The following is a 25,790-nucleotide window of genomic DNA, read 5'->3' on the forward strand; positions in this document are numbered from 1 at the left end:
AGTTTGGGAGTGATATTACTTCATTACTTAGTAACTAAACCACTAAGCTCACTCATCAATACGGACAACGTTGAAAGACCGATTTGACCTTCTTCATCGTTGCTGTGCAGCTCATCCAACTTATTCATCTCTGTAGTGACTGCAGCAAGCTGATCGACGTGTCTTGCTCTCCATTCACTAAATGCTTGCTTAGCATCTGGTTTTGAGAGTACCGCATCCATCAATAAGCGCAAGCTGCGTGACAGCTCGTTCACTAACGCATGACGTGCACGACGATCCCAATAATCTTGTTGTGGTAGGCTGGCAATATTTTCCATCATCCAGTCTAATTGCAATACTTGATAAGCTTCAAAGTATAAAGTTGCAATCTCATCAACAGGACGCTCGTATTGCTCAGCAAGCAATGCAGCATCAAGCGCATCGACATGATACGGTAGCATCGCAAATAGCGTAGCGTCATTATCAGACAGATCCTTTTGCATCAAGCGCTTGGTGTCTTCTTGCAGATATTGTGCAAATTGCTGCTCGATAAAGCCACTTGGCTTGGTCAGTTTTTCTACACTTTCACTAAAGCGGCTAATCATATCAGCGACTTGCAGATTTTGACCGAAGGCATTGATGAACCAGACCACACCGCGCTCAAGTGAATCACGTAGACGTAGCTCAAGGTTCAGCAATAATGTCGCCTCAACTTGATTGTCTAGAGCTTCAAGGGCTTTCCAAGCACGCGATACGTTGAATACATCACGGCTAATCGCATAACCACGTACGATAGTGGCTAGTGATTGATCGGTTTCCTCAAAGAGACGGAATAGCGCTTCAATACCTAAGCGGTTGACCACACTGTTGGTCAAGTAAGTACTGATAATCTCGCGATGCAAACGGTGTTCAGTCATCTCATCGAAGAAGCGTGACGCAAGCTCATCTGGGAAGTACTTACGTAGCTCATTGATAAAGTACGGATCATCTGGTAAATCAGATAGTAGTAGATTGTCATAAACCCACATCTTGCCATAAGCCAAGACCACTGCTAGCTCAGGATTGGTCAGACCAGTATCCGCTTTTTGACGCTTCGCAATCTCTTCATCTGATGGCAGATACTCAATCGCACGATCCAGACGCCCTTCACTCTCTAGCATCTGAATAAAGCGCTGATGATCGCTCAAATTAGCTGCTGCACGGATATGGCTCAGCTCAATCGCTTGTGGTTGCAAGTAGTTTTGACGCAGTACCAATTCTGCTACGGTGTCAGTCATACTCTCAAGCAGCTCATTACGTTGCTTCAGCGTCATATCGCCTTGCTCGACCACTTTGCCAAGTAGAATTTTGATATTGACTTCATGATCCGAGCAGTTAACACCGCCTGAGTTGTCGATTGCATCTGTATAGATACGTCCGCCCGTTTGAGCGTACTCGATACGACCTTGCTGGGTTAGACCTAAGTTACCACCTTCACCAACGACGGCTGCACGTAGCTCATTACCATCAATACGCAGCGAATCATTCGCACGGTCGCCCACGTCAGCGTGCGTTTCGTTTGCACTTTTGACATAAGTACCGATACCACCATTCCAGATAAGATCGACAGGTGCTCGTAGTAACGCACTGATCAAATCATTCGGTGCAAGGCTATCTTCACTGATATCAAAGAGCGACTTCATCTCAGGACTGATAGCGATGGTTTTGTCTTGGCGCGAGAATATCCCACCACCTTGACTGATCAATGATGCTTCATAATCTGCCCATGATGAGCGTGGTAATTCAAACAAGCGTGCGCGCTCAGCGTATGAGGCCGCCGTATCTGGATTAGGATCAATAAAGATATGCAAATGGTTAAAGGCAGCAACGAGCTTAGTATGCGTTGAGAGCAACATGCCATTACCGAATACATCACCACTCATGTCACCAATACCGACAACGGTGAAGTCATCACGGTTTTGGATGTCCATACCGCGCATACGGAAGTGACGTTTGACCGACTCCCAACCACCGCGAGCGGTGATACCCATTGCTTTATGGTCATAACCTACTGACCCACCTGATGCAAAGGCATCATCTAGCCAGAAGTTGTACTCTGCTGCTAGCGCGTTGGCTATATCAGAGAAAGTAGCTGTACCTTTGTCTGCTGCGACAACCAAGTACGGGTCGTCTTCATCATGGCGTACCGTGTTGGCTGGCGGGACGATGTTGCCATCTACAATATTGTCTGTGACATCAAGCATGCCGCGTAAGAATGTCTGATAGCAAGCGATACCTTCTGCTTGGAACGCCTCACGACCATCAGCCATGCTCTTGGTTTTTACAATAAATCCGCCTTTAGAGCCTACAGGGACGATTACTGCGTTTTTGACCATCTGTGCTTTGACAAGGCCAAGTACTTCAGTACGGAAATCTTCCATACGATCTGACCAGCGCAGACCACCACGAGCGACTTTGCCGCCACGTAAATGTACAGCTTCGACGCGTGGTGAATACACAAATATCTCAAACATTGGCTTTGGTTTAGGCAAGTTTGGAATGTCTGCTGCCAAGAACTTAAATGACAGACGATCTTTGCGCTGACCATCACTATCAACTTGATAGAAGTTGGTACGTACCATCGCATTAATCAAATCTAAGTACCAGCGCAAGATACGATCTTCGTCTAGACTATCTACATCTGCTAGCGCAGCAGTAATTTCCTCTTGAATAGTAGCGGCTTTTTGTTGACGATCTTCTTCGCTATACTTAGGATTCATACGTGCGTCAAACAAACTACCTAACGCGACACTGATATCACTGTTTTTGACCACGGTTTGCTGAATATAAGCACTAGAGAATGGGGCACGTGCTTGCAGCATATAGCGAGACAATGCACGCAATACGACGACATCATAAGTATCGAGCTTGGTCGTTAGTACCAATTCATTAAACGAATCGCTTTCAACGCGACCTGCCCAGATTTGCTTAAGACTGTCTTCGAACTGACCACGCACGACTTGCATATTGACCGTATCGACATGCTCTAGGGTCAACTCATACTCTTGCATCCAGATAGGTTGCTCTGGCAAGTCAAACTCATAAGTCTGTGCTGAGATAACTGACACACCAAAGTTTTCAAGTATTGGTAATACTTTCGACAAGATAACCGGCTGTTCGCGACCGTACAGTTTTAGATGGAGCTGGTTACGTGCATCGCCTGTTGACTGGTATAAGTGCCAAAGCATTGGTTGCTCTGCGGTCAGTCCCGCCAAACGCTTGGTATCTTCAACTGCAGTACGAGCATCAAAACGCTCTTGGTAGGCAGCAGGGATATAGTTTAAGAAACGACGATTTAAAGCATTGGCTTGTTGCTCACCCACATTGTCGAGGAGCATCTTTTGATAATTATCATCCCATGATTGCATGAGTGCTGATAATTTGGCTTCAAGTGTGGCGATATTGACGTCATTTACTTGACCAGGCACGGTACGTACGTGAACGTGTACACGAGCATGCGCAGATTCATTGAATTCAGTAGTAAACCCTGAAGACATACCGTTATAGGCGTCTTTTAAGACGTTTTGTACTTTGATACGTAGCTCGGTGTTGAACTTATCACGCGGGATATAGACCAAGCACGAAACAAAACGCTGATAATGGTCAATACGGCTAAATAGACGTAAGCTTTTCTTGTCTTGTAGTTGAGTAATGCCCGAAACAATTGGGTATAGCTCTTCGACGCTGGCTTGGAACAAATCATCACGTGGCAAAGTATTAATCACATGCATCATCTTGTGATGGGCATGACCGTCACGTGGCAAGTCTGCCATTGCCATAATCTTATTGGCTTTTTCGCGCAATAGCGGTATTTGCTGTACAGTGAGCTGATAGGCTTGTGAGGTAAGCAAACCGATAAAGCGGTATTCACCAATTAGGTTACCGTTATCATCGAACTTATGAATGCCCAAAAAGTCCATATATACTGAACGATGCACAGGTGACACACGGCTTGATTTAGACAGCATTAACACGCGTGGCTCAGTCAACAATTGCTTTAATCCTCTAGGCAACTGGCTAAAGCTTTCTGATAGCTTATCTTTCTCAGAACCACGTAATAGACCTAGACCACTGTTACCAATCGCAAATAAATCCAAATCGGTCGGCTCAGAAGTCACTTCGATAGACTGACCGCCTTCTAAGCGGTATTCACGATAACCTAAGAATATGAAGTGATCGTCTAAGATCCAATCTAAAAATGCTTGGATTTCTTGTTGTGAGTAGAACACTTCTGGTAGCGGCTTAGTAGAAAGCTCAGTTTTGATGTCGTTTAACTGCGCACGCATCTGTTTCCAGTCGCCAACGACCGTATCAAGCGTGTCAATTTTCGACATGAGCATTTTTTGCAGTGCTTCCAAGTCTTCGTTGTCTTGGTAAGCAATTTCGCAATGAATCAATGACATATGTGAAGTGGCACTTTCATGTGCGCCTTCGATATGGGTGATATCACCATTTTCATCACGCTCAACACTGATGATGATGTTGTAAGTACGATGAACATCGATACCTTCAGCTTCTAGGCTCATCAAAATCGTATCAACTAAGAATGGTCTATCATAAGCTGCGATTTGAATGACAGTGTGCGAGCTGTGAAAGTGCTGCTCTTCTGCTGCTGGGTTTAGTACTGTCAGCTGCGGCTTGCTGCCGTCGTAAGCTTTGAGTAGTGTAAAGTGATGTAGCGCCATGCCCGCCAAGTCAGCATTACTAATCGCCTCTGCAGTTTCTTGATGCAGCGGCTGATAATAGCTATGAATAAAATGATCAAATAGCGATTTGTCTTTTTGTACATAACTGGTAGCAATATCGCTTATCTGGCTAATGCGCTCTTTTGCGATACTGAGGGAGTTTGGCATTTCCTGCGTCCTTTTTTTATAGATTTGGTTTAACATTTATTTATTTAAGTTTATCGATTTAGATTGACTACTGTTACTGCATATTCATCATTGGTGCAACGGTGCAGTATTTCCATTCACGCGACTTATTTTATTTTTATAACAGTTAGAAATTTTCTCCTTTTTTGCTCTTATTTTTTATTAATATGTAGCCATCAGAATTTAATACTACCAATATAGTGAAGTGTAACGCACATAAGGCGCGAGCTAAAGTGTACAACATCATTTCATGAATCAGCGATGTGTCGATAACCTTTACTAATGAGACAACGCGGTTTTAGACATCGATATGGATGATTCGGTGCTGGCAGGCGGATACTCATGGTAATTGAAGGCGTTTTTTTGTTAGAATATGCCAACATATTTAAGAGCGTACGACTCGCTCACTATTAACTTTAATGCTAAGGGCAAAAGGTATGATGAATATTTTGGTGGTTGGCTCAGGTGGTCGCGAACACGCATTGGCATGGCAATGTGCAAAAGATGACAATGTAAAAAATATCTACATCGCTCCTGGCAATGCTGGCACCGCCCTTGAGCCTAAATGCCAAAACGTTACGCTAGAGTCTACCGACGCTAACGCAGGCGAGCATAGTGCTGTTATCGCCTTTTGTCAAAATAATGATATCGACATGGTAATTGTTGGTCCAGAAGCGCCTTTGGTCACGGGTATTGTTGATGCTTGTCGCGATGCAGGTATCAAAGCATGGGGCCCAACAGCCTACTGTGCACAGTTAGAAGGCTCAAAAACTTTTGCTAAAAAGTTCATGGAGCAAAACAATATTCCAACCGCTGCTTATCAAGGTTTTACCGACGCAGTCGCTGCAAAAGCCTATGTCGATGAGCAAGGCGCGCCTATCGTTATCAAAGCAGACGGTCTTGCTGCAGGTAAAGGCGTCATCGTCGCTGAAACGATCGAACAAGCACATGAAGCTATCGACGATATGCTAGCGGATAATAAGTTTGGTGATGCTGGCAGCCGCGTGGTTATCGAGCAGTTCTTACAGGGTGAAGAAGCCAGCTTTATCTGTATGATTGATGGTGACAACATCTTGCCAATGGCAACCAGCCAAGATCACAAACGTGCTTTTGAAGGTGATACCGGTCCAAACACTGGCGGTATGGGTGCCTACTCTCCTGCTCCAGTTGTTACCAGCGATGTTCATAACAAAGTCATGCAGCAAGTGATTCAACCAGTGGTCGATGCCATGAAAAACGCAGGCCATCCTTATACTGGCTTCTTATACGCAGGTCTTATGATTGATAAGGCAGGCGACCCTTATGTCATCGAGTTTAATTGCCGCTTTGGTGATCCAGAGACGCAGCCTATCTTGATGCGCTTGCAGTCATCAATGGTAGACTTGGTCGCCCAAGGATTAGACGGTCAATTGCCTAGCGAAGCCAAATGGGACAACCGCCCTGCCTTAGGTATCGTTGTCGCATCAAAAGGCTACCCTGAAACTTCATCTAAAGGTGATGTGATTGCTGGCTTGCCAGAACTAGATCCTAACAACGACGAAGCTGTGAAAGTTTTTCATGCTGGCACGGCATTTTCTAACGATAATGATAAAGAAATCGTCACAAACGGCGGGCGCGTCTTATGTGTAACTGCGTTAGCAGATAGTATTTCTGATGCTCAGCAAGCCGCATTAGCAGTAACCGCTGCTATTAGCTTCGATGGTGCGCAGTACCGCCGTGATATTGGTCACCACGCCATCACTCGCGAAAACGCTTAGCAGCTAATGCATATCAAAAGACATATTGAGTAGCGTCTTGGGCAATATTTTAGAGAATGCGAAGGTTTCGCTCAATGTGTTTGATTAATAATATTTCTGTATTTTATAGCTCTACATCATTATTTGACCTAGCATCATGCTAGGTCTTATTTTTTAGTATCTTTTTAATACTAATCTATTGGTTATAAATAGATTTTTCTAAATTTTAATAGTCAGTTAACTTGCTAGAAAAATCTAGGTATTTATAAATCATACTTAAATTAGTAATCGCCTATTTATCAATAGTTACCACTAGATATTGGCTTACAAAGTAACTATCAATGGCCAGCTCAGGCTCATAAAACCAACGCGCTTTATATGATACAATTTTGTACCTGTGCATCACGTCTCCCTTGTATTGTAGGTTTCGAACCCGCAAATCAATACCAATTGGATGAATGATTATACTTATGGCAAATGATACGTCTAAACCTTTTAGCAACAAGCAATCAATCGATAGCCTAAAAACCTCAGGGTTTGATCGTCGTATGTCGATTGCAAAAACTTCTTTGAATATTGGTCGTCGTTGGGCGGGTAATAGCGTGTCTGGTATGTTCTTAAATAAAGAAGCTCGTACTGCACGTAATCAGGCATTTATGGAAACTCAAGCAAATTATCTGGCATCAGAGCTAGGTAAATTGAAAGGTTCGGTCGTCAAGATTGGTCAAATGCTAGCGATTTATGGTGAGCATATACTGCCGCCAGAGATCACACGCGCTTTGCAAACCCTTAATGATGACACGGCGACATTGACTTGGCCGACGATTGAGCAAACATTACGCCAGTTACTGGGCAACAAACTAAACGAGCTAGACATTGATCCTGTCCCCATCGGAACTGCTTCTCTTGCTCAAGTTCACCGTGCGACCGTACTCGCCACTGGCGAACAAGTTGTGTTAAAAATTCAGTATCCGGGTGTGGCAGACGCTATCAACTCTGACCTTGCCTTGTTCAAAAGATTGTTAAAAGTAAGTAATATCGTTCCCCAAACACGCGCACTCGACGCTTGGTTTGAGGAAATACGTGACCTACTCCATCACGAAGTCGATTATGAAGCGGAAGCGGCTACGACGGAGCGTTTTTATGAGCGTTTAATTGATGATCCGCGCTATATCGTGCCTAAGATCAATCGCACTTATTCTAAAAAGCGTCTGCTATGTATGTCATACGAGCCAGGTATCACTGTGGTCTCGGAAGCATTGCAATTACTACCTCATGAACGCCGAAATGCCATTGGTCAAGCGGCCATAGAAATCATGATGCAAGAGATTTTTGTATGGGGTGAAATGCAGACGGACCCTAATTTTGGTAACTATTTAGTTCGAGTTAGTGAAAGTACAGACGATATTGATAAACTTGTTTTGCTAGATTTTGGTGCAATTCGTCAATTTGATAGTAATTTGCTTACGATTGCCCGTGGACTATTGAGGGCAGGATATCACCACAACCATCAGGCGATGACTCTAGCGATGACGGGTTATGATTTCTTCGATAGTATGAGTGATAAAGTACGCTCTGATATTGCCTCATTGTTCCTATTGGCTACCGAGCCATTCAGTGATCCTGAGAAAAACGATGACATCCCCATGGACTGTTTGGATGAGCAAAATCGCTATATTTGGGCCAATAGCAAATTGCATTCACGCTTATCCACTAAAGCTACTCGTGCGATGCAATCTTTTGAATTTAACCTTCCTCCAAAAGAATTCATGTTTATTAGCCGCAAATTTATTGGTGCATATACTTTTTTAACAGTGCTTGACGCACATACCAACCCTAGTACCTTGGTCAAACCTTATTTATAGTTTTTAATAGTGCGAAATTTTGGCCGTCCTTTAGTGACGGCTTTTTTTGATTTATGTTTTTCCACTTAGGCTATTTTATATTTAATCTTCGTATTATATTGTAATGACACACTTTTAACTATATTTTTTATTACTTAGGCTATTTTTCGTCTATTATTAAGCTTGCCAATTATCAAACCTTGTTTTATACCATTTTGGCTTACGGATGCTTAACTCCCAGCATACCTCTTGCCGCGCTAGGTACTTCACTTCAAAATGCGTACGCTGGCTGTCGACAGGTACTCGAGAACGTGTTGATGGTAGACACCACACTTTAGTTGCTTGGTATTCTGCATTGTCCATATAGGATTCGATATTAGTCACTAATATCACTTCTCCGCCCACCTGCAAGCGTGATAATAAAAACTCAAAAAAAGGCATATTCAGCCATTGCTGATTTGGATTGTGCTGTTCAGGATTGGGATAAAGAATGAAGATTTTAGCCAAGCTATTCGGTTTAATGGCATGCACTGTCCATGCAATCGCATCCGCATGAATCGCATCTAGGTTTGATAGATTTTGTAAAGTGGCTAATTTTGAGAATGCTTCAAATTTATTACGCGTGCGTTCAATGGCTATCAGATGCTTGTCAGGATTTTGTGCGGCAAAGCTAAGTGCATGCTTACCCTTCCCTGCCCCAATCTCTAGCATTAACGGTTTTTCATTTTTATTGTCATTAATAATATTTGGAATAATAAAGTCACGCGGTGCTGACAGTTTTTGTGGTTGAAAGGCACGCTCTTGCTGATGCGTGAGATCAATATTGTCGGTCATCTACTATCCTTAAAGCATTTGTCTTTTGTCATTATTCGGCCCCATGCTATTATATAGTCAATCCAATTGAATAGTAATACAGCGATAGCAAGTACGCCTCGTTTAGTCGTAATTTAAATGACGGATGCGTTTTATGCTTATGCCATATGCAACCAATACTAATAACATTTAGGACATTGCTCTTTTCTTATGACTGACTCTACTGCAAACACGCCCCCAAAGACCTACCCTTGCCCACGTTGCGGTACTCAGACGGCCTGGCAAGACAATAAATATAAGCCGTTTTGTAGCAGTCGCTGCAAGTTGATCGACTTAGGTGCTTGGGCAAACGAAGATTACACCTTACCTGCAGAAACCACGCCTTTTTCTGACGAGCTATAATCCACACTTTTACTCAATTATTATACCAAGGATGTTTTACATGTCTGCTACTTACCTGATGCCCACTTATAATCGTCAACCAATCAGCTTTACACGCGGTGCAGGCAGTTGGCTCTATACCAAAGATGACACGCCTTACTTAGATGCCTTAACTGGTATCGCGGTATGCGGCTTAGGACACTGTCATCCACAAGTCACTGACGCGATTCAGCAACAAGCAGGTACGTTAATTCATACGAGCAACTTGTTTGGCATTGATTGGCAAGAGCGTGCTGGAGAGATACTATGTACCGCCGCCCAAATGGACAGCGTGTTTTTTGCCAATAGCGGCGCCGAAGCCAATGAAGCTGCATTAAAACTGGCACGTTTATACGCGTACAAACAAGGTTTTAAACGTCCAAAAGTTATCGTAATGGAGCAATCGTTCCATGGTCGTACGTTATTATCTTTGTCAGCTACTGCAAATCCAAAAGCACGTGAAGGATTTTATACGCTAGATGAGGACTTTATTCGTGTGCCATTTGGCGATATCGCTGCCGTCAAACAAGCTGCTCAAGAACATGATGATATCTGCGCTATCTTTGTAGAGCCGATCCAAGGCGAAGGTGGCCTAAACACTGCAGCTAATGGCTTTACTTATCTTGAAAAGCTGCAAGCGGAATGTGACGCTCATAACTGGCTATTTATGCTGGATGAAGTGCAAACAGGTAATGGCCGTACGGGTAGATATTTTGCTTATCAACATAGCAATGCTCGCCCTGATGTGTTGACGACAGCCAAAGGTCTAGGTAATGGTTTCCCAGTTGGTGCGTGCATGGTACGTGGCCGTGCCAATGGTCTGTTTGGCGCTGGTAGCCACGGCTCTACTTATGGTGGTACACCATTGGCCAGCCGTGTGGTACATAGCGTATATGACGTGCTAGCAAATAGCAATATCATGGAAAACGCAGTGACTGAGGGTTTATACATTAGAGAAAGTATCGTTGATACATTTGGTCAACATGGCGTTAGCAGTCGCGGTGCAGGTATGATGATTGGTATCGCGCTACCTGAAGATATGGATTGTAACCAACTGGTAGATCGTGCCCGTGATGAGCAAAAGCTGATCATTAATGTGACGGGTGGTCATGTTGTACGTTTGCTGCCACCACTTAACATGAGCCGTGATGAAAGCACACAAGTTATTGAGCGTTTAATTAATTTATTAAAGCCATCATTTTAAAGCATGCTTCAACGTTAATAATAGACAACAAAAAAGCCTATAGATGATTCATTATCTATAGGCTTTTTGCTAACTGCTAACTGCTAACTGCTAACTGCTAACTGCTAACTGCTAACTGCTTACTGCTTACTAAAAACGTTTCGTGCGTAGTGAGAACAACACTTAATTCGCATGGAAGTATTTCTTCAGTACTTCTAGGCAACGAGTGATTTTAGCTGGCTGTTGGTCGCGATTTAAAGTGACCGCATATAGCACAAAGCTTGGTAACTGATAGCCAGTCAACACTTCTACCAGCTCTCCACTCTCAAGCTCTTTTTTGACGTCCATCTCTAGCATTCTAACCAAACCGTGACCTTCTTTAGCCAACGTCGTTGCCATAAACACGTTATTGGTATAGATACGCGAGTTCATTTTGACACGCGTTTTTTTGCCAGTTTCAGTCTGAATCATATCTATCTGATTGGCATCTTTCATGATCTCAATACAGATTAATTGATGCTCAGCCAAGTCTTTAGGCGTATTTAGCTTACTGTGCTGACGCAAATACTGAGGTGAAGCAACCAATAATTGGCGCACATCGGTCAATGGATGACTGCTCAGACTAGAATCATTAATCGATGGGCTCATGCGAATAGCAATATCAATACGCTCATCAATCATATCAATATAATGATTGTCAGCTAGATAAGTGACACTTAGATCATCATGTGCCGCCATCCAAGTAGAGAGTGCTGGCAGTATATGATTAACACCAAGCTCAGGAGTGGTCGATACACGCAAGCTACCTGCTAGCTCATCACGCAATTGATTAACTTTGATACGTCCTTGCTCCGCTGCACTGACGACATCTTTTGCCGCTTCGTAAAAGCTCTCACCAGCTTCTGTTAAGCTTAGCTTACGAGTTGAGCGATGTAGCAATACCACGCCAAGCTCGTTCTCTAACGAACGAATTTGCTGACTGACTGCACTGGTTGTAATACCTAGCTCACGTGCTGAGCCACTAAAAGAGCCATGTCCGACCACACTGGCGAACACAGCCATACCGCGTAAATTATCCAACATATTCTCACCTAAACGTCATTTCAGTTTTTAATATAACTTAACCATTATAACGACTTTACATTCATCTTATCGTTATCAAATGGTTCTCTCTTGTTTGATAAATATATTTTGACCCGTAATAAAAACAAAAATATCAAGGTGATATATTGCTATCACCTTGATATTTAATATAAAACTACGTTCAATATATAAATATACTTTTAGACATTTTGAGCAATTAATGCTCCAAATCTCAATACAGCTGTACTTTACCCATTTTACCCTCACCACGTTCAGTTAAATACTGCATTACTGGTGTTTTTAGTAATTTCGTTTCAGCAACGGTTTTCGCTTGCTCTAAACGTTTTTTCTGTCGGCGCTCTGGGGTTTTATTTTCGGTCTGCATAATACTACTATCAATTTTCAAGTCAATGTCAGCTTGCGTAAATTGCTGTTGTAGCTTAGCTGCCAATTGCTGAAAAGTGACCTGCAAATGCTTACTATCAACACTGGTCAAAAACGTGGCTCTACCATTACATTGACCAGTCATTGTACCTTGTCGTGCCAATGCTAACTCATCTTGTGCCAATACCTCGCCTTCACGAGCAGTTTGTAACCAGTAGTCCCACTTTTCTGGGTTCCACTCGCCTGTCAGTTCTTGAGGTGGACAACGCAGCAACGTACGTGGATCTTCATCAGAGTGTGCTGTTAACTGAGAATCATTTGCGCTAGGCTCAACAACTGGTTCAGGCTCAACAACTGGTTCAGGCTCAACAACTGGTTCAGGCATAGCACTAGCCATTGACTGTGCTAAATTGTCATTATCATAGATACCGCTTTGCAGCTCATCGTGACTTGAAGTCTGATAGTCAACACTATAAAGCTCTGGCGGCGGTGCTGACGCCTCATGTGCAATAGCATCTGAAGCTGATGCCGAAGAAACTGGTTCTATAGCTGGTACTTTGGTAGCAGACCCGTTGCTATCATAAGTATTGCTCAAGACTTCATCGACTGGTAATGGACGAAACGCCAGCAATCGCAAGATGCACATCTCAAGCGCTTGCATCGGTGTACTTGCGAGCTTGACACCTTCACGGGCTTGCACAACAATTTCATAATACAGCTGCAAGACATCAGGGCTGATATGCTGAGCTAGCGTATAAATATCTTTTGCTTGCGCCTCATTGACATTAAGAGCGACCTCAGGCAACAGCTGAGTCAATGCCAACTGATGTAGCAGCTCAGCGAGCCCATCAAACATACTGGTCGCATCGACCATTTGCGCACGCATTTGCTCAATATGAGCAGCGACCGCGGACTTATCATGATTATAAATATCTGTGATTAGACGTACTAAGTCAGCAGCATCAATAAGACCAAGCATTGCATTAACAGTCGCATCATCCAGTGCGCCTTGACCAAAAGCAATGGCTTGATCGGTCAATGATAGAGCATCACGTACAGAACCTTTGGCTGCACTTGCCAACTGCCAAATGGCTGGCTGAGTATAGCCTACCTGCTCTTTGGTCAAGATATTTGCCAAGTGCTCGCTAAGTAACGTTTGTGGTAATGGGCGTAGTACAAATTGCAAACAGCGCGAAATAATCGTAATCGGTAGCTTTTGTGGATCAGTCGTCGCTAATAAAAACTTCACATGCTCCGGTGGCTCTTCTAGCGTTTTAAGTAGCGCGTTAAAGCTGTGCGTAGACAGCATATGTACTTCATCAATCAGATAGACCTTATAACGTCCTTGGCTTGGCGCATAAGGCACGTTGTCTAATAATTCACGCGTGTCTTCAACCTTGGTACGAGAAGCGGCATCAATCTCAATAAGATCAATGAAACGTCCCTGATCAATAGCAACACAGTTATCACATACGCCGCAAGGGGTACTGGTAATACCTGTATCACAGTTCAAGCATTTAGATAAAATACGCGCAATCGTCGTTTTACCCACACCGCGTGTACCTGTAAACAGATAAGCATGATGCAGACGATTATAATCAATCGCATTAATCAGCGCTTGAGACACATGCGTCTGCCCAATCAACTCGTGAAAGTTTTTTGGTCGGTATTTGCGAGCTAAAACTTGATATTGCTGCGTCATAAGAAATGCCAATGTAAATAATACAAATATAAAGGAAGCGTCGGGTTAGTGAATCGTACTATGTTTAGGTTATAACTGAGCTTGAAGTTGGGCAAGTCGATCATATAAGCGTTGAGTGCTTTCATCAATCAATGAGCCTGCTTGATGAAAAATATCCAGATAAACCTCAGTATTTACACTGTCTTCGCATGGCCGAAACTCTACGCCCAGTAAAAACAAATCATCCATTACAGGCTCTTGTAACTGAACACTAATATCTGACAATAAATCTTTATAAGAGAGCCTAACATTCTCTGCGCTCAGCGAACTGCTATCGTCTTGCGCATAAAACACCATGAGATAATGGCGTCCAAATACATGATAAGAATGCTCATGGCGAACATACCCATTCCAGCGCGAGTCTTGATCCATGGTTCTATAAGCTAGGATTTTTTCTACTAGACATGCATAGGTATACATTGACTCATCTACCAAAATATCAACCTGCTCATTTGGTAAAGGTCTACCCGCTTCATAATAACGCTCAAGAACACTGTTAAACAGCTTGAACCACATCCGAGTATTTTTTTGCATCTCAGCCATTAAGGCATCGGCATACACGTTCTGATTCGGCTCTACTGCTTTAAGTAAGCGTAGTTCAACTTGCTCAATTAACTCACTATCAATTAGCTGTTCTTGTATCCTAATCGCTCTTTGGTGAAAGTCCGGTGATTGTAGAAACTGTTTAAGCAATGTCGATTCGTTTTGAAATGATACAAAGCTAGATAGCTGACGACGATGGAAGTCTAAAAAGGTTGTTAAATCACTTGGCGTCACTAACTGGTTGAGGATATCAACGAAGTTTTGATGACTAAAGACTTGTAAGATATTTTGCTCATCATCTAAGTCTAAAACACAATCCTCTGCAAAAAACCGACTGCCATATTCGTAGCCAACTGCATAAGATGAATGGCCCGACTGATCGTCTTGATGATTAATAGACAATGACGTCAAGCCAATAAAATAAACTGCTTTATCAGTTGTCGCGGCACTTCTATCTACAACTAGGCTATCATTTTTTTGATAAATCTGAGCGTGGCGTTTGATAAGTTGGTTAACAACTTCTTTTCTCCACTCACGAGCTTTAGCATTATCCACTTCTTGCTTAGTTGCCTGCATCACGACGGTATTGACGAGCAAATAAATAGTAGCGCCGGAAAACTCAAAAACAAAATCATAACCCTGAAAATGATCAGAGTCAGTGATTTTGTCATCAGGCAACTCATACAATGATAAAAAACATTGCTGAATCATTTTTTGCCAAAGCGTATGAGATGCTTGCTGAGTATCCATAATACCTCTATAGACGATATTTCACAAAAAAGCTGATACCCATTCTGTGAAAATGAGCAAAAGCTTTTTATGCTGAGTTAAGTATCAGTTTGGATTTATAGCAAGCAAACCCATCTTAGCTATCTTGTTTGCGGCGCATATGCGGGAACAAGATCACATCACGGATACTAGCAGAGTCGGTAAATAGCATTACTAAACGGTCAATACCAATACCCTCACCAGCTGTCGGTGGCAAACCATAAGACAATGCTTCGATATACTCTTCATCGAAATGCATGGCTTCATCATCGCCCGCGTCTTTTTCAGCAACCTGACCACGGAAACGCTCGGCTTGGTCTGCTGGATCATTAAGCTCACTAAAACCATTGGCCAACTCACGACCACCAACGAACAGCTCAAAGCGATCGGTAATCTCAGGATTGTCATCACTACGGCGCGCTAGAGGCGAGGTCTCAGCTGGGTACTCAGTAATGAACGTTGGCTGACGTAATTGATGCTCAGCCGTTTCTTCAAAGATAATCGTCTGTAGTTTACCCACACCAAACACATCTTTGACTTGCTGCTTAAGTGTCGTAGATGCATATTCTGCTAGGTATTCACGATCATTGATACGTGTCATATCAAAGTTTTCAGCATATTTTGCAATCGCATCAGACATTGACAGACGAGCAAATGGTGCTTTTAGGCTAATGGCTTCTTCTTGATACGTAAGCTCTGTTGTGCCCAACACATCTATTGCTAACTGATTAAACAGACGCTCAGTCAAATCCATTAAGTCATGATAATCAGCGTATGCTTGATAGAACTCAATCATGGTAAATTCAGGGTTATGACGGGTTGAAACCCCTTCATTACGGAAACTACGGTTAATCTCAAATACGCGCTCGAACCCGCCAACGACTAGACGCTTAAGATAAAGCTCAGGCGCGATACGTAGATATAAAGGCATGTCTAATGCATTATGATGCGTCTCAAACGGACGGGCTACTGCACCGCCTGGTATCGGATGCATCATTGGCGTTTCAACTTCCATAAAACGCTCATTGAGCATAAATTGACGGATACCACTAACGATCTGACTACGAACCATAAAGGTATTGCGAGTCGTCTCATTGGTCATCAAATCAAGATGACGATTACGATAGCGCGCTTCCACATCAGCCAAACCATGGAACTTGTTTGGCATTGGACGTAGTGATTTGGTCAGTAGCGTAATTTCTTCAATATGCACATACAGATCACCTTTACCTGAGCGACCGATATAGCCAGATACCCCAACTATATCACCTAAATCTAGTGATTTAATGCTCGCACGCGTTTCCTCATCAAGCTCTTTACGTGCTACATATAGCTGAATACGGCCTGTCATATCTTGGATCACGATGAACGAACCACGGTTGAGCATGACTCGACCTGCCACGTTGACCTGTGTTTTTTCACCATTCGCTGCTTTTTCTTCAATTTCCTGCTTTGAGACACCATCAAAAGCCGTCTGTAAGTCTTGCGCATAATCAGTGCGTTTGAACGTATTAGGATACGGCTGTTTACCTGAAGCACTGATATCATCTAGCTTGGCTTGCAGTTGTGCGATTAGCTCGTTAGCATCTTCTACGACTGGGGTTTGATCTTGGTTCTGATTATTGTGCTTTGACATAACACTCTCAATATTTTTAGGTAATTAAATGGATAAACGAAAACAGAAAAATTAAATCAATACTTATTATTATAAGAACAGACATGGTGATAAAAACGATAAAACTGTTATTAGTACTCTTAAAGACTAACTACTAGTCATTGCCACCGATACTGGCCATCAAATCGGCCTGATGCTCACGTAGTAGTGCATCAAGAATCTCGTCCAAGTCGCCTTCCATAATAGAGTCGAGCTTGTATAAGGTAAGGTTGATACGATGATCGGTCATGCGGCCTTGTGGAAAATTATAGGTACGAATACGCTCTGAGCGATCGCCACTACCGACCAAGTCACGACGTATAGAGTCCGCCACATCGACCTGTGCTTGCACTTTGGCTTGTTGAATTTTAGAGACCAGCATTTTCATAGCATGCGCACGGTTTTTGTGTTGGCTACGCTCTTGCTGACACTCTACCACGGTACCCGTTGGAATATGTGTCAAACGTACGGCAGAGTCAGTCGTGTTCACGTGCTGACCACCCGCACCACTTGAGCGGAAAGTATCCATTTTGATATCAGCAGGATTGATATCAACGGTATCATCAATCTCAACTTCCGGCATGACCGCAACCGTACAAGCTGACGTGTGCACACGACCTTGGCTCTCAGTTTCAGGAACACGCTGTACGCGGTGAGCGCCTGATTCAAACTTTAGGCGACCATATACACTATTGCCAGATACGCGAGTGATGATTTCTTTATAACCACCATGCTCACCTTCATTTGCAGAGAGCACTTCTAGTGTCCAGCCTTGGCTCTGCGCGTATTTTTGGTACATGCGGAACAAGTCACCAGAGAAAATTGCTGCTTCATCACCGCCTGTCCCAGCACGAATCTCTAAAAATGCTGGTACTTTATCGTTAGGGTCTTTGGGTAGCATCATCAGATTAAGCGCTTCTTCCATCTCTACGATGGTATCACGCGCACTCTCAATCTCATCGATCATCATCTCTTTCATGTCAGGATCTGTTGCATCGGCTAGCATCGCTTCTGCATCGGCCTGATCCGTTTCTGCACCCACGTAGTTTTGCCACAGCGTCGTGATCTCCATCAAGTCGCTGTGCTCAACAGACAATTCACGGAACTTGTTATTATCACTGATGACACTAGGATCTGATAATAAAGCGGTGACCTCTTCATAACGGTCTACCATCTGGTCTAAACGCAGGCGTAAGGATTCTTTCATAAAAGGACTTTTAATTGGATAAGAGGAATAAGCCCGTGATTATAGCAAATTTTTTAGGGTAAATTAAAACCTCTAATCATTCTTGTTGATATTGTCGGTAATCTTGATGTTATCTTCTCAAACATCTCTGTTTATATTTAGATGTCACGACTTAATTTCAATAGCAAAAACGACAGACAAAAAAATAGCTAAGAATATTCTTAGCTATTTTTATCAGGACAGGTAGTCAAAGTATTAGACCTTGCGAACTAAGACCGATCCAATAGAGTAACCTGCACCAAATGAGCAAATAACGCCCAGATCGCCTGATACTAAGTCATCTTTGTGGCGATGGAATACAATCATAGGACTCGCTGAGCTAGTATTGGCAAATTCAGCAATAACACTCGGAGCAATCGATTTATCGGCATCTTTACCAACCACGGTACGTAGAATCAAATCCAACATATTGGCATTGGCTTGATGCAACCACATCATCTTAACATCAGATGTTGGGATGTCGTTTTCTTGCAAGTGCTCAGTGATAATCTCTGACACTTTCGGACAGACTTCACGGAATACTTTACGACCGTTTTGCAAAAACAGCTTGTCAGTGACCGGTGCTTTGATATCTGGATACATTTCAGTCTGCGCCGCTAGATACTCTGAGCGATCCATAAAGCCATATTCGTTTTTGATGTTGGTCGAAAACTGAGTAAATAGCTTAGAGTTTAGAATCTCGTAACCTTTTGGCGTATCTAATTCTTCAACGATAGAAGCGGTCGCTACATCACCAAAGATAAAGTGGCTGTCACGGTTGCGCCAGTTTAGATGCGCTGAGGTGATCTCTACGTTGACCACAGCAATACGTTTGGCCAAACCAGAGATGATAGAACCGTGTGCTTGTGACAGACCAAACGTCGCCGCACTACACGCAACGTTCATATCATAAGCAAAGCCGCCAATCATACCAATTTCGTTTTGGATTTCGATGGCAACCGCAGGATAAGTACGTTGGAAGTTTGAGCAAGCAAGGATGATACCGTCTAAGTCATTGGCCTCAAGTCCAGCATCAGCCAAAGCGTCTCTAAGTGCTGCTGCGCCCATTTCGGCCATGACTGACAACTCTTCGCCCAAGTTGCGGTAAGGGATAACTGGCGCCATGATTTCAGTATTTAAGATACCTTCTTTTTCCATCACATAACGTGATTTGATACCAGATACTTTTTCGATAAAAGCAGCTGAAGAAGGCTCAAGTGCCGTCACTGTCTCTGCAGCTATCTCTTCAGCATGTTCGGTATTATAGTTTTCAACATACTGGTTAAATGACTCAACTAGCTCTTCGTTACTAATGCTGTAAGGTGGGATATAAAGACCAGTGCCTGTGATACAAGTCGTCATGATAAGCTTCCTTGTCTACTACTGTGGTGCTTGGAATAAGCATAAAAGTGGAAAAATAATAGCCATTCAAATTCAGTGAATAACTGTAAACTTAAAATCAGTGTGTTTATTATGCCTGAATATTATAATTTTTCTAATACTTTGTTACAAATAATCTGTTTCTTGCCATAAATTAGCAAAGACTGCCGTCCTTTTGCGATAGCTACGTTATAATTGGTATCATTTTGGTCTGTACTATTCATCGAACTATCTTGATTATTCAGAATATTGATACGCGCTCATATTTAGGAATACTAATGGCAGAACTTCTCAACTGGTTATTTGGTCAATACGCTGACTACTCTACAATATTCATCATTCTTGAACTGATTGCCGTTGTCTTCGGCGTAGCAAGTGTCTTACTCGCCAGCAAAACCAATATTTTAGTCTTCCCTATCGGTCTGGTCAGCACTGCTATATTTGTGTACCTACTGTGGAAGTGGCAGCTGTTTGGCGATATGTTCATCAATGCTTACTATACCGTGATGAGCTTGTATGGCTGGATTAACTGGTCAAAGAATAAGAAAAACCAGTCTGTTGAGCACAAGCAGTCAAATGCCAATAATGTCCGTATTGAGCATTTGACTGCAGGTGACATCCCTATACTTTCTGCTTTGGCAGCAGGAACGATAGCTTTTGTAGGATTGGTTTATTATTTCCGCCCAGTGATTAATAATGGCTTTAGTTTCGATGGTGCGGTACTTGGACTCCATTTATTTACTTGGGTCGATTATACTGACATGCTCACTACTGCTTTATTTTTGATGGCAATGTGGCTCATGGCACGGCGCAAAATCGAGCATTGGATACTCTGGATCATCGCTGATGCGATATCGGTACCACTATACTTCTATAAAGGTTTTACTTTTACCGCGCTACAATATGTAGTCTTCACTCTTATCGCAATCTGGGCATACTATGAATGGCAACGACGCTACCGTGTACAACCTCGAGCAGCATACGCCTAAATCTGTCATCAACGTCGCGGTTTTAGGGGCAGAAAGTACGGGTAAGACGACCTTATGTCGTGATTTGGCCGAGCATTTTGATACTCCTTGGGTGTCAGAATACATGCGCACCTACTTACAGGCAAAGTGGGACGACGAGCAGCTGACTTGTACGTGGGAAGATCTGATCCCTATCGCACAGGGACAGGTTACACTAGAGAATACCTTGGCCAAACAAGTCGCTCAGTCGTCTAATGCCAGTCATTATTTGTTTTGCGATACCAGTTTGTTTGAGCTGATGGTTTATTCTTATTGGTATTATGGCGACTGCCCAACGGATCTTGAGCAAGCAGCGTTGGCGCATCACTATGATTTGATATTATTGACTGAGGTTGATACGCCATGGGTGGCTGATGACCTGCGAGACAGTCCACACCAACGCGATGAGATAAGCGACTATTTCGCCAGTCAATTAAGCAAGCATCAAAAACCATTTCAACGCATTAGTGGCGATAGAAAAGCGCGCGTTCAGCAAGTAGTAGCGCAGCTCGCTAATATAGACAAAATCTCATATGACTAAAACTAAATAGCTATGGTCATAAACTTACCCATATTTATGTCTTTAAGACTTTCTTGTCTTTAACACTTTTTTGTATTTGAAACCTAAGAGATACCCATGCTAAAGAAGTTTGAGCTTTATTTAGAAAAAACCATATTTAATAGCCGCTGGATACTAGCACCTTTTTATCTAGGGCTGGTGTTAGGCATTATTTTATTATTTATTAAGTTTGTCCAAAAACTATGGAACATGTTTGCTGACATTCTGACGGCCTCTGAAGCCAGTGTGATTGTAGATATATTGGTATTGGTTGATATCTCTCTAGTTGCCAGTTTACTGCTTATCATTATATTCAGCGGCTATGAGATCTTTGTCTCGAAAATCGATACTGGCACTCATGATGATCGTCCTAGCTGGATGGGAAAAGTAGACTTTTCTGGTCTGAAGCTCAAAGTCATCGGAGCAATTGTTGCTATCTCGGCGATTGATCTATTAAAGTCCTTTATGGATATATCTAGCGGAATGAGTGAACTTGATGCTGACAAACTCATGTGGAAGGTTATTATTCATATGACCTTTGTGTTGTCTGGCTTGTTATTCGCTATCATGGATAAAGTCGTTGGCGATACGAAAAAGCATTAAGCACATTAATAATCGAAAAATAATTATCTGAGAATATCAACTCTCACCCTTTCACAGTTATTCCATATTTCCTGCACATCTTCTCGTTATGTCCTCTCTATGATGTCTTTTAAAGCCATGGTCTGCTATCTCGGCAGCTGTGGATTAAAGATACTTAGGAGGCGACCACATGCAAAAAACATTATTGACTAAGTTATCCATCATTATAGGACTGTGTATCGTTTTTTCGATTGGTCTCACCATGATTGGCGATATCATATATGAGAGGCAATACTACGCAGAGTCAGTGATAAAAGAAATCAGCGAGCAGCATGTCAATCCACAAGAAATCATTAACCCATTTATCGCCATCCCTACGACAATCACACCTGCATGTCAGTCAGATGCAACAGATACATCAAATATAAAGGGCAAATGCGAACCTTCATACTCGAAAACTGAGACGATATTTGCCACTCAGACGCAAGCTGCACAAACCCTAAAAGTAAACACAGACATTTATAAACGCGGTATCTATAGCGCGACTAGCTATGATGGTCAGCTGACATTCGATCAGAGTTATACGTTTGTAGAGTCTTTAGAAAACTTAGATCAGATTGGAACTACAATTGACAATGATGCAGATAAGACACAACTAGCCAAAACCATTACCCACTGGAATAAAGCAAAACTTATCATTCCTGTATCTGATTTGCGCGGTGTCGCTACCCTGCCTACTGTCACAATTAATCAAAAAACGATTGCAGCAAACTATCCGCAGATACCAATGATAGAGAACTTAACCTATGTCGAAGTAGATATTCCTAAAGACGTATTGGAGCAATTAAAAAATCCTACTAGCCAACATAATAAAGATAGCTTGGCTACCACAGGCTCAATAAATAAAAATCTAGATAAATCAGAAGTAAATAGCCAGTTATCTAATCCTAAAGACAATCAAGCGCTCAATATTGTGATCGACTTGCCATTAGCTGGCATTAGTAATTTAACGACTGTCCCAACTGGGCAGAACTTTACTCTGTCTATGCACAGTGACTGGCAGACACCAAACTTCATCGGTAAAGCATTACCAAATACCAAGAGCATTACCGCTAAAGGATTCAATGCCAGTTGGCAAAATCAGTATCTAACCGTCGCCAACAATCAATACCTCTCTCAATGTCTCAGCGCACCTAACCAGCAATGTACTGTCATAAGTGAATCAACGCTCAATACCGATAGTCATTCGTACAATCCTGATTCGTTTGAGTCATCAAGAGGTTTGACGGCAGACAGTATGGCAGTAGCTGGCAGCAATCAAAGTATTCTGCTAAACAGCTTTGGCGTTAGTTTTGCGAGCCCTAACGATGTCTATCTACAAACTGAAAGAGCCATGAAGTACGCCTTGCTATTAATTTTGGTATCTTTTGGCACTTTCTTTTTATTTGAAGTGCTCAAATCAAGTCGTATCCACCCTATTCAGTATCTGCTCGTCGGCTGCGCACTATTTGTCTTTTATGTCTTATTACTACCACTTGCAGAACAAATCGCATTTTGGCAAGCCTATATGGTAGCGGCCAGTGCTTGTGTTGGGCTTATTGGCTGGTATAGCTATTATGTATTTGGCGGTTTAAAACGGGCAGTAATCTTTACCGCGACACTTGCTGGGCTATATGCTGCGTTTTTCGGTATTTTAAGTACAGAAGATCTCAATCTATTACTGGGTGCGATATTCTGCTTTGTGATACTTGCCTGCGTGATGGTGATGACTCGCAAACTTGACTGGTATAAAGTGACATAAATGATGAGAGCCATGCGCTGTATAAAGCAAGTCAGACAAACTGTCAGTAAATGAGAGGTTTTTATCTGATAATTTGAAAAAAATTGGCTGCCTTAGCTTATTAACTGAGCTAAGGCAGCCAAGTAGTAATATTATTTGACGATATGATTGTTTAACGCCTTAGCCCAGTTATTGCAATTATCCTCACAGCGTGGGCAACAATGATTGGGGTCAGAGATTTCATCGACGTAACCGCAATACATACAAGCATAATAAACCCCTGCTTCTACTTGCTCGACCGGTCGGTATTGCTTAGGGAAAAGCGGCATACCGTAATCTGTCTTTTCAGAGGTATGCAATAAAATACTAAAATTGCCATCAGTCTCGAGCAAACCAGTACGCACTTGACCTAAATGCTCAACCCCTTGTTGGCGCATTTCAGCAAAAAACTCATCATGTGACATTTCACCTTTTTTGATTTTATCAAGCACCAGCATGCCATCTTCTACAATATAAAGTGACTTGCCTTCTAACAGGTCTTCAAAAGGCTGAAATTTCATCATCGCCCAAGTACAAAGCCTATAGAGCGAAATGACGGTACCCATGATTAATACCGCTTGAATGATGGGCAGGTCTTCGGTGAACATGGGATCACCTGCGATAGAGCCTAACGATAAAATGATGGTTAACTCAAAAATAGAAAGCTGACGAACGCCGCGCTTACCAGTGAATCGCAAAAATGTGATAATTAATACAAACATTACAGTGACACGTATTAAAATTTCTACGGCAAACCACCAAGTTGTGTCATAAATAAAAATACTTGCCCAATTCATACTATCTTTCCTATTTATTTATCTAATTATTGTGTTTCATGAGTGTTGTTCTAATAGTTCATTTGACGCGAAGCACATCATCCCTATTTTTAGACCTTATCGTCAATACAACTATCGTTATTCTGATTTAAAAGAGACTTTTTGCCATAAGTACGACAAAATATCCTGTCTTGTGAAACGGCTATAGATTAGATTAATCAGTTATAAATCTATTATCTTTGCTAAGAATAAACGTTCGTTATAACAGCGTATCTTAAGACCTAAAACTAAAATCCTATGTTTGCCTGTTTTGTGCCATTTATTCATTGTAGGAATTACTTTTGAAAGCCACGATTTATACTATTATTGCGTTAATCGCCTTTGCTGCAAATTCTCTGTTTTGCCGAATGGCATTGGCGGAAGGCTACATCGATGCTTGGAGCTTTACCATCATCAGGCTAGTGAGTGCGACGGCCTGTCTAGGTATTATCATGGCTATACATGCTTACAGACTGCGACGCCAAACGTCTAATCATGACGAATCTACTGTCCACGCTATATTAAATGACAAAGGCAGTTGGTTAAGTAGTCTCAGCTTGGTGATTTATGCGCTGTGCTTTTCAATTGCGTATGTAGAGCTGGATACTGGCACTGGGGCATTGATTTTGTTTTCAGCGGTTCAGCTGACGATGATTGGCTGGGGTATCTATAAAAAAGAACAGCTCAGCGCGCTACAATGGTTAGCGTTTGTCGTTGCAGTGGCGGGGTTTGTATATCTGATGTTGCCATCCGCTGCCATACCGTCACCATTGGCTGCAGCGTTAATGGCTATGAGCGGCATAGCTTGGGGAGTATATAGTATACGCGGCAAATCATGTGTCTCACCGCTGCGAGCGACAGGGTTTAATTTTGTGCGTAGTTTAGTCGCTGTGCCTATACTACTACTGGTAGGTATGACGTATCTAGATGACTTAGGTTTGAAAAATATCAATTTGGATGGTATTACCATTGAAGGTGTACTACTCGCCTGTGCATCCGGAGCGATCGCCTCAGGGTTGGGCTATAGTATCTGGTATACAGCGATGCCACTATTGAAAAACACACAAGCCGCTATCGTTCAGCTATGTGTCCCTGTGATTGCTGCGTTGCTAGGTGTGATATTTTTATCTGAGCAGTTAACTATGCCCTTTATTATCGCAAGTACGGTCATTTTGGGCGCGGTCTTGGTGTTTACCTTAAATAAAAAAGTACCGGTATAAAATAATGCTATTAACAACCTATCATTAGCTAAACTGCTCAGAAAAAGTTCCAGCTTATGATTCTACCAGACAACATAAAACGCCCCGACTCTTATAAATCGAGGCGTTTTATATTCGAGTTATTA

General features: G+C 42.5%; 18 protein-coding genes. 9 read left to right on the forward strand and 9 right to left on the reverse strand.

Translation table 11 applies throughout. From position 1 onward, the window contains the following. Positions 1-23: 23 nt before the first annotated feature. Positions 24-4,871: an NAD-glutamate dehydrogenase gene (locus QL886_RS01055; RefSeq protein WP_290177355.1), complete on the reverse strand. Its 4,848-nt coding sequence runs from the start codon at positions 4,869-4,871 to the stop codon at positions 24-26. Between the two features lie 458 nt (positions 4,872-5,329). Between QL886_RS01055 and purD the strand changes: the two genes are divergently transcribed. Further along, a complete protein-coding gene (purD, locus tag QL886_RS01060; RefSeq protein ID WP_290177463.1) occupies positions 5,330-6,646 on the forward strand; it encodes a phosphoribosylamine--glycine ligase in 1,317 nt (438 codons plus the stop codon). Positions 6,647-7,095: 449 nt separating this feature from the next. Further along, positions 7,096-8,490 (forward strand): AarF/ABC1/UbiB kinase family protein, encoded by a 1,395-nt coding sequence (locus QL886_RS01065; protein ID WP_290177356.1) that lies wholly within the window; start codon positions 7,096-7,098, stop codon positions 8,488-8,490. Between the two features lie 156 nt (positions 8,491-8,646). On the opposite strand, the gene QL886_RS01070 is transcribed toward QL886_RS01065, so the two are convergent. Then, positions 8,647-9,303 carry a DUF938 domain-containing protein gene (locus QL886_RS01070; protein WP_290177357.1) on the reverse strand — a complete coding sequence of 219 codons (657 nt, stop codon included), beginning with the start codon at positions 9,301-9,303 and terminating at the stop codon, positions 8,647-8,649. A 189-nt stretch (positions 9,304-9,492) separates the two neighbouring features. On the opposite strand from QL886_RS01070, the gene QL886_RS01075 reads away from it, so the two are divergent. Together QL886_RS01075 and QL886_RS01080 are read left to right on the forward strand one after the other, a co-directional pair. Then, positions 9,493-9,684 (forward strand): DNA gyrase inhibitor YacG, encoded by a 192-nt coding sequence (locus QL886_RS01075; protein WP_057760289.1) that lies wholly within the window; start codon positions 9,493-9,495, stop codon positions 9,682-9,684. A 40-nt stretch (positions 9,685-9,724) separates the two neighbouring features. Continuing rightward, complete coding sequence (locus QL886_RS01080) at positions 9,725-10,906, forward strand: aspartate aminotransferase family protein (RefSeq protein ID WP_290177358.1); 1,182 nt, start codon at positions 9,725-9,727, stop codon at positions 10,904-10,906. A gap of 162 nt (positions 10,907-11,068) precedes the next feature. Here the strand turns inward: QL886_RS01080 and QL886_RS01085 are convergent, their stop codons facing one another. From QL886_RS01085 to QL886_RS01110, 6 genes are all read right to left on the reverse strand, one after another. Continuing rightward, positions 11,069-11,968, reverse strand: coding sequence for a LysR family transcriptional regulator (locus QL886_RS01085; protein WP_057760292.1), 900 nt, complete (start codon positions 11,966-11,968; stop codon positions 11,069-11,071). A 232-nt stretch (positions 11,969-12,200) separates the two neighbouring features. After that, the gene (dnaX, locus tag QL886_RS01090; RefSeq protein WP_290177359.1) at positions 12,201-14,054 is read right to left on the reverse strand and encodes a DNA polymerase III subunit gamma/tau; all 1,854 of its coding nucleotides are present in this window, start codon (positions 14,052-14,054) and stop codon (positions 12,201-12,203) included. Positions 14,055-14,123: 69 nt separating this feature from the next. Continuing rightward, positions 14,124-15,386 (reverse strand): hypothetical protein, encoded by a 1,263-nt coding sequence (locus QL886_RS01095; protein ID WP_102090342.1) that lies wholly within the window; start codon positions 15,384-15,386, stop codon positions 14,124-14,126. 115 nt (positions 15,387-15,501) lie between these two features. Further along, positions 15,502-17,040 (reverse strand): lysine--tRNA ligase, encoded by a 1,539-nt coding sequence (gene lysS / locus QL886_RS01100; RefSeq protein WP_102090341.1) that lies wholly within the window; start codon positions 17,038-17,040, stop codon positions 15,502-15,504. A gap of 133 nt (positions 17,041-17,173) precedes the next feature. Next, positions 17,174-18,265 carry a peptide chain release factor 1 gene (gene prfA / locus QL886_RS01105; protein WP_057760300.1) on the reverse strand — a complete coding sequence of 364 codons (1,092 nt, stop codon included), beginning with the start codon at positions 18,263-18,265 and terminating at the stop codon, positions 17,174-17,176. Between the two features lie 234 nt (positions 18,266-18,499). Then, on the reverse strand, positions 18,500-19,645 hold the full coding sequence (locus QL886_RS01110; protein WP_057760302.1) for a beta-ketoacyl-ACP synthase III: 1,146 nt from the start codon (positions 19,643-19,645) through the stop codon (positions 18,500-18,502). A gap of 296 nt (positions 19,646-19,941) precedes the next feature. On the opposite strand from QL886_RS01110, the gene pnuC reads away from it, so the two are divergent. From pnuC to creD, 4 genes are all read left to right on the forward strand, one after another. Continuing rightward, positions 19,942-20,652 carry a nicotinamide riboside transporter PnuC gene (gene pnuC / locus QL886_RS01115; RefSeq protein WP_290177360.1) on the forward strand — a complete coding sequence of 237 codons (711 nt, stop codon included), beginning with the start codon at positions 19,942-19,944 and terminating at the stop codon, positions 20,650-20,652. Next, a complete protein-coding gene (locus QL886_RS01120; protein ID WP_290177361.1) occupies positions 20,624-21,211 on the forward strand; it encodes an ATP-binding protein in 588 nt (195 codons plus the stop codon). Before pnuC ends, QL886_RS01120 begins: the two co-directional genes overlap by 29 nt. Before the next feature lie 96 nt (positions 21,212-21,307). After that, the gene (locus QL886_RS01125) at positions 21,308-21,832 is read left to right on the forward strand and encodes a TIGR00645 family protein (RefSeq protein ID WP_102090338.1); all 525 of its coding nucleotides are present in this window, start codon (positions 21,308-21,310) and stop codon (positions 21,830-21,832) included. Positions 21,833-22,001: 169 nt separating this feature from the next. Next, complete coding sequence (gene creD, locus QL886_RS01130; RefSeq protein WP_102091709.1) at positions 22,002-23,612, forward strand: cell envelope integrity protein CreD; 1,611 nt, start codon at positions 22,002-22,004, stop codon at positions 23,610-23,612. Between the two features lie 131 nt (positions 23,613-23,743). Here the strand turns inward: creD and QL886_RS01135 are convergent, their stop codons facing one another. Continuing rightward, on the reverse strand, positions 23,744-24,427 hold the full coding sequence (locus QL886_RS01135; RefSeq protein ID WP_102091710.1) for a YetF domain-containing protein: 684 nt from the start codon (positions 24,425-24,427) through the stop codon (positions 23,744-23,746). A gap of 320 nt (positions 24,428-24,747) precedes the next feature. On the opposite strand from QL886_RS01135, the gene QL886_RS01140 reads away from it, so the two are divergent. Next, positions 24,748-25,665 carry an EamA family transporter gene (locus tag QL886_RS01140; protein ID WP_102091711.1) on the forward strand — a complete coding sequence of 306 codons (918 nt, stop codon included), beginning with the start codon at positions 24,748-24,750 and terminating at the stop codon, positions 25,663-25,665. Positions 25,666-25,790 lie beyond the last annotated feature (125 nt).

Source organism: Psychrobacter sp. APC 3281 (genome assembly GCF_030407815.1).
Classification (GTDB): domain Bacteria; phylum Pseudomonadota; class Gammaproteobacteria; order Pseudomonadales; family Moraxellaceae; genus Psychrobacter.

Coding starts and splice junctions, on each gene's coding strand:
- QL886_RS01055 (WP_290177355.1), bottom strand. CDS start 4,871: ATGCCAAACTCCCTCAGTATCGCAAAAGAGCGCATTAGCCAGATAAGC.
- purD (WP_290177463.1), top strand. CDS start 5,330: ATGAATATTTTGGTGGTTGGCTCAGGTGGTCGCGAACACGCATTGGCA.
- QL886_RS01065 (WP_290177356.1), top strand. CDS start 7,096: ATGGCAAATGATACGTCTAAACCTTTTAGCAACAAGCAATCAATCGAT.
- QL886_RS01070 (WP_290177357.1), bottom strand. CDS start 9,303: ATGACCGACAATATTGATCTCACGCATCAGCAAGAGCGTGCCTTTCAA.
- QL886_RS01075 (WP_057760289.1), top strand. CDS start 9,493: ATGACTGACTCTACTGCAAACACGCCCCCAAAGACCTACCCTTGCCCA.
- QL886_RS01080 (WP_290177358.1), top strand. CDS start 9,725: ATGTCTGCTACTTACCTGATGCCCACTTATAATCGTCAACCAATCAGC.
- QL886_RS01085 (WP_057760292.1), bottom strand. CDS start 11,968: ATGTTGGATAATTTACGCGGTATGGCTGTGTTCGCCAGTGTGGTCGGA.
- dnaX (WP_290177359.1), bottom strand. CDS start 14,054: ATGACGCAGCAATATCAAGTTTTAGCTCGCAAATACCGACCAAAAAAC.
- QL886_RS01095 (WP_102090342.1), bottom strand. CDS start 15,386: ATGGATACTCAGCAAGCATCTCATACGCTTTGGCAAAAAATGATTCAG.
- lysS (WP_102090341.1), bottom strand. CDS start 17,040: ATGTCAAAGCACAATAATCAGAACCAAGATCAAACCCCAGTCGTAGAA.
- prfA (WP_057760300.1), bottom strand. CDS start 18,265: ATGAAAGAATCCTTACGCCTGCGTTTAGACCAGATGGTAGACCGTTAT.
- QL886_RS01110 (WP_057760302.1), bottom strand. CDS start 19,645: ATGACGACTTGTATCACAGGCACTGGTCTTTATATCCCACCTTACAGC.
- pnuC (WP_290177360.1), top strand. CDS start 19,942: ATGGCAGAACTTCTCAACTGGTTATTTGGTCAATACGCTGACTACTCT.
- QL886_RS01125 (WP_102090338.1), top strand. CDS start 21,308: ATGCTAAAGAAGTTTGAGCTTTATTTAGAAAAAACCATATTTAATAGC.
- creD (WP_102091709.1), top strand. CDS start 22,002: ATGCAAAAAACATTATTGACTAAGTTATCCATCATTATAGGACTGTGT.
- QL886_RS01135 (WP_102091710.1), bottom strand. CDS start 24,427: ATGAATTGGGCAAGTATTTTTATTTATGACACAACTTGGTGGTTTGCC.